We start from the raw sequence: 5119 nt of genomic DNA, 5'->3' as shown, positions 1-5119 counted from the left end.
GGCAGCTCCTACACGCATGCATTCTCATGTAGGAGCTGCCGAAGGCTGCGATCTTTTCGCTCTTAATTGGATGTCTTGGCCATCTGCCGATCCGACGCCCGCCAGATCAGGCGTGTAGTGTCGTAACCCTGTTGACGCGCCTTGCTCAGCAATTCTTCGCGCACTACACCGTTGACGGTCGGTGTGCGTGACAGCAGCCACAGGTACTTGCGACTCGGATCGCCGACGATGGCGGTCTTGTAATCGTCGCTGACGTACAACACCCAGTACTCGCCCTTTGCCACACCCGGCACCAGGCGCGAGAACCAGTTATCGAATTCGACCCAGAGCTTGTCGGTCTTGCCCGGCACTTGTGGATAAGCCGTGCCCTTGGCCTCTTCCCACTGCCACTCCGGGGTCAGGCAACGGTTGAGCACGCCGACGTTACCGTCAGGCTTGAGGGTGTAATGGGCTTCGGATTGCGCGCAGTGGCGCTGGAAGTACATCGGCAAGCGTGCCAGTTCATACCAGGTGCCCTGATAACGCTTGAGATTGACGCTGTTGACGGTCTTGGGCGCCAACGGGTCGACGCCGGAAGTGGCGCAGCCAGCCAGTACCAGGCCAGCAAAAAGGATCAGCAATAACCGCTTCATTTTTTTCTCCGTGGGCGCGAAGCCCCGGTTTACTTCAGGCCTTGGCCGGAAAACATCAGCACTTTGTCACCGGCGTATTGCACGCTGATAAAGCTGTTCTTGTCGCCCCAGGTGCAGCTGGACATACCGAGCGCGCCCGAGCAATCGGTGGGCTTGCCGAGAAGGGTTTCCACTTCGGACTTGGCCATGCCGGCCGAGAGCTTGGAGTAGTTTTCCTGATTGACCTTGCTGCATGCGGCCAACAGCACGCAAAACGACAGCAGGGCGATAGATCGCAGCGACATGGTGAAACTCCTGGAACGAGGGGGGATGGCATGGTGCCAACCAGAAGCTTAGAAGAGAAAAGTGTCATCTGGTTCCGTGACCGAACGCCTATTTATCAGCCCGCCCGTCCGGCTTTTGCCGGTAAATCAAAAACTTTGTGAAGCCGTCGAGCATTTCGTCGACTTTCCCTGCAAACGCCTAATCTTTGGCGCGGCGCGGTCGAAAATAAGAGCAGCGCAACGCTGCCGAATATGGCAAATTGCCGCCTTTTCCTGACCAGCCCCTTCGCGGTAGTTCATTCGATGACCAGAAACATGAAATTCAGCCACAAGATTCTGCTGGCTGCTGCCCTTGTGGTGGCCGTTGCGTTCGCCTGTTTCATCTTCTTCAACGACTATCGCCAGCGTCAGGCCTTGAGCAGCAGCACCGAAGCGACTATGCAGGAACTGGGCAGCCTGACCACCAGCAACATCCAGACCTGGCTGGAAAGCCGCATTCAATTGCTGCAATCGCTGTCGCAGCAAGTCGCCGTCGATGGCAATGCGCCCGCCAGCCTCAAGCGCATCATTGACCTGCCCGCCTACACCGGCAATTTCCAGCTCAGCTATTTCGGTGGCGCTGACGGTGTGATGTTCTCGGTGCCGGCCGGCAACCGCGCGCCGGACTACGATCCACGGGCGCGCGGCTGGTACAAAGCCGCCAATAGCGCACAGCAGACCATCGTCACCGAACCGTACATTGCCGCTTCGTCGGGCAAACTGGTGATCACCGTCGCGACGCCGGTGCAGCGTCAGGGCCAGATGCTCGGCGTGGCCGGGGCCGACATCGATCTGACCAGCGTCAGCGCGATCATCAACTCGCTGAACTTCGGCGGCCACGGTCATGCGTTCATCGTCAGCGCCGAAGGCGAGATCCTGATTCACCCGGACAGCAAGCTGGTGCTCAAGACCCTCGCCGAGGCCTATCCGAACGGCGCGCCTCAAGTCAGTCCGGGCTTGAAAGAAGTCGAGTTCGACGGCAAAACCCAGTTGATTTCCTTCACTCGCGTCAACGGCGTGCCTTCGGCTGACTGGTACGTGGCACTGGTGCTCGACAAAGACACCGCGTTCTCGATGCTCAGCGAATTCCGCACCTCGGCACTGATCGCCATGGTCATCGCGGTGCTGATCATTATCGGCCTGCTCGGCATGCTGATTCGCGTGCTGATGCAGCCACTGCTGACCATGGGCCGCGCGATGCATGACATCGCTGAAGGCGAAGGCGACCTGACCAAGCGTCTGGTGATTCACGGCAACGATGAATTCGGCGCGCTGGGCACTTCGTTCAACCGCTTCGTCGAACGCATTCATACGTCGATCCGCGAAGTGTCCTCGGCCACCGGCCAGGTCAACGAAGTCGCACTGCGTGTGGTCGCTGCCTCGAACTCGTCGATGTACAACTCAGACCAGCAGGCCAGCCGCACCAACAGCGTTGCGGCAGCGATCAATCAGCTCGGCGCCGCCGCTCAGGAAATCGCCCAGAACGCCGCCCTCGCCTCGCAGCATTCCAGCGATGCGCGCAGCCTCGCGGTCGACGGCCAGCAGGTGGTGGATAAAACCATCCACGCCATGCAACAGCTGTCGGCAAAGATCAGCGATTCCTGCGGCAACATCGAAACCCTTAACAGCAACACGGTGAACATCGGTCAGATTCTCGAAGTGATCACCAGCATCTCCCAGCAGACCAACCTGCTCGCACTCAACGCCGCCATCGAAGCCGCGCGCGCCGGTGAAGCCGGACGCGGTTTCGCCGTGGTCGCCGACGAGGTGCGCAACCTCGCGCACCGCACCCAGGATTCGGCGCAGCAAGTACAGAAGATGATCGAAGAGTTGCAGGTCGGCGCACGTCAGGCAGTAACCATCATGACCGAGAGCCAGCGCGAGAGCGAAAGCAGCGTCGGCATCGCCAACCAGGCCGGCGAGCGTCTGGGCAGCGTGACCCAGCGCATCGGCGAAATCGACGGCATGAACCAGTCGGTGGCCACCGCGACTGAAGAGCAGACGGCTGTGGTCGAGTCGATCAACGTTGATATCAACGAGATCAACACGCTGAATCAGGAAGGCGTGGAGAACTTGCAGGCGACGTTGCGCGCCTGTTCGGATCTTGAGCAGCAGGCGGCGCGGTTGAAGCATCTGGTCGGCAGCTTCAGGATTTAAGCTGCGGCCTCATGCCTCTTCGCGAGCAAGCTCGCTTCCACAGTGGAATGCATTTCAATTGTGGGGGCGAGCCTGCTCGCGAAAGCGGCATGAGCCGCACTGAAGATTCAAAATCTTGAACCGGGCCTGGACAGAAACTCCAACTCCTCAGTCGTAGACTTCCGCCCCAACACCGAATTGCGGTGCGGAAATCTTCCAAACTGCGCAATCACTTTCTGATGCCGCTCGGCATAGTCCAGGTTATCGGCAAACACCGCCCGCTCCGACTCTGGCTGTTCAGCCACCAATTCAATAAATCTGGAAACGGCTTCGTTCTGCACTGCGAGGTTTTCGCAGTGTTCGAATACCAGATAAATGAATACCCGCTGAATCGGTTTCAACTGCCGATCGAAATCCGCTGCAATGCCTTGGGCGACGAGCTTCTGTGCGCGCAGATCACCGGAAAACGCTTTGGGGGTGTCGCGATAGATCATGCGTGGCAGTTGATCAAGCAACAGCACCACCGCCAGCCAACCTTCGGGACATTGCGTCCACTCGGTCAATTCACCGGCCAGGGCCTGATCGACAAAGACCCCGAAACGCGTCTGCGCTTCGAGGTCCTGGCTGTTTCGCTTGCCGAACCACAACTTGCCCTTTTCGGCCGCCACTTCGCTGGCTGATTCGGCGTGTCCGAACCACCAGTCGAGCAACGGCTGCCAGGGCGCGTGCATGGTTTATTCCTTGTGGTAGGCCGTAGCGCGGGCGACTTCTTCTTTCGAACCGAGGAACACTGCAACGCGCTGGTGCAGGCCTTCCGGCTGAATGTCGAGAATGCGCTGGTGACCGTCGGTGGACGCGCCGCCGGCTTGTTCGACGAGGAACGACATCGGGTTGGCTTCATACATCAGGCGCAGCTTGCCCGGTTTCGACGGCTCGCGGCTGTCGCGCGGGTACATGAACAGACCGCCACGGGTCAGGATGCGGTGGACGTCGGCAACCATCGCCGCGACCCAACGCATGTTGTAGTTCTTCTTCAACGGGCCTTCTTCACCGGCCAGCAGCTCGCCGACATAGCGCTGCACCGGGGCTTCCCAGTGACGCTGGTTGGACATGTTGATGGCGAATTCCTGGGTGGTTTCCGGGATGGTGATGTCTTCGTGAGTCAGGACGAAGCTGCCCATTTCGCGGTCCAGGGTGAAGCCTTTGACGCCGTCGCCCAAGGTCAGCACCAGCATGGTCTGCGGGCCGTAGATGGCGTAACCGGCGGCCACTTGCTGGGTGCCTGGCTGCAGGAACGCTTTTTCGTTCAGCGGCTCGTTCTGGCTCAGGTACTCGTTCGGGCAACGCAGTACCGAGAAGATCGTGCCGACCGGGGCATTGATGTCGATGTTCGACGAGCCGTCCAGTGGGTCGAACACCAGCAGGTACGCGCCTTTCGGGTATTTGCCGGGGATCTGGTAGGCGTTGTCCATTTCTTCGGACGCCATGCCGGCCAGGTGACCGCCCCATTCGTTGGCTTCGAGCAGGATCTCGTTAGAGATCACGTCGAGCTTCTTCTGCACTTCGCCTTGCACGTTCTCGGTGCCCATGCTGCCCAGAACACCACCCAGGGCGCCTTTGGACACGGCGTGGCTGATCTCCTTGCAGGCACGCGCTACCACTTCGATCAAAAAGCGCAGATCGGCAGGAGTGTTGTTGCTGCGGGTCTGCTCAATCAAATAGCGACTCAAGGTAACGCGGGACATGGACGGCTCCGGTGGAATGGGGGGCGGAAAACCCGCGCAGTTTACAGGGAGTCTGAAAACCTAGCGAGCGAAGACGCCGGCTAACGTGCGCCTGGGTGTATTTGCCTGTATGAGACGTGATTGTTGGTGGAGAGTTCAGGTGTCGGGTTGAGCGTAGTTGGAAATGGGGCGGGTGGTGGTTGAGTGATAGCGGCAGTCTGATGAATTTTTGTTGTTTGACCGGCCGCCATCGCTGGCAAGCCAGCTCCCACAGGATGTGTGGTGTACACAAAATATGTGAACGACCGAGATCACTGTGGGAGCT

The 5119-nt window shown here is 59.3% G+C and carries 5 protein-coding genes; 1 reads left to right on the top strand and 4 read right to left on the bottom strand.

Annotation, left to right across the window (positions count from 1 at the left end):
* Positions 1–62: 62 nt before the first annotated feature.
* Both F8N49_RS25455 and F8N49_RS25450 read right to left on the bottom strand, forming a co-directional pair.
* Entirely contained in the window at positions 63–632 is a 570-nt protein-coding gene (locus F8N49_RS25455; protein ID WP_016772094.1) for a lipocalin family protein, read from the bottom strand.
* 29 nt (positions 633–661) lie between these two features.
* A complete protein-coding gene (locus F8N49_RS25450; protein WP_016772095.1) occupies positions 662–916 on the bottom strand; it encodes a hypothetical protein in 255 nt (84 codons plus the stop codon).
* Positions 917–1198: 282 nt separating this feature from the next.
* On the opposite strand from F8N49_RS25450, the gene F8N49_RS25445 reads away from it, so the two are divergent.
* Positions 1199–3091 carry a methyl-accepting chemotaxis protein gene (locus tag F8N49_RS25445; protein WP_218574919.1) on the top strand — a complete coding sequence of 631 codons (1893 nt, stop codon included), beginning with the start codon at positions 1199–1201 and terminating at the stop codon, positions 3089–3091.
* Between the two features lie 107 nt (positions 3092–3198).
* Here the strand turns inward: F8N49_RS25445 and F8N49_RS25440 are convergent, their stop codons facing one another.
* Both F8N49_RS25440 and F8N49_RS25435 read right to left on the bottom strand, forming a co-directional pair.
* Positions 3199–3801, bottom strand: coding sequence for a DUF924 family protein (locus F8N49_RS25440; protein WP_151553074.1), 603 nt, complete (start codon positions 3799–3801; stop codon positions 3199–3201).
* Between the two features lie 3 nt (positions 3802–3804).
* Positions 3805–4815 (bottom strand): class 1 fructose-bisphosphatase, encoded by a 1011-nt coding sequence (locus F8N49_RS25435; RefSeq protein WP_016772098.1) that lies wholly within the window; start codon positions 4813–4815, stop codon positions 3805–3807.
* Positions 4816–5119: the final 304 nt, after the last annotated feature.

This window comes from Pseudomonas sp. GXM4 (assembly GCF_008923895.1).
Lineage (GTDB): Bacteria > Pseudomonadota > Gammaproteobacteria > Pseudomonadales > Pseudomonadaceae > Aquipseudomonas > Aquipseudomonas atacamensis.
Note: the sequence above shows the minus strand (reverse complement) of the source record. Positions and strands in the feature narration are given on the sequence as shown.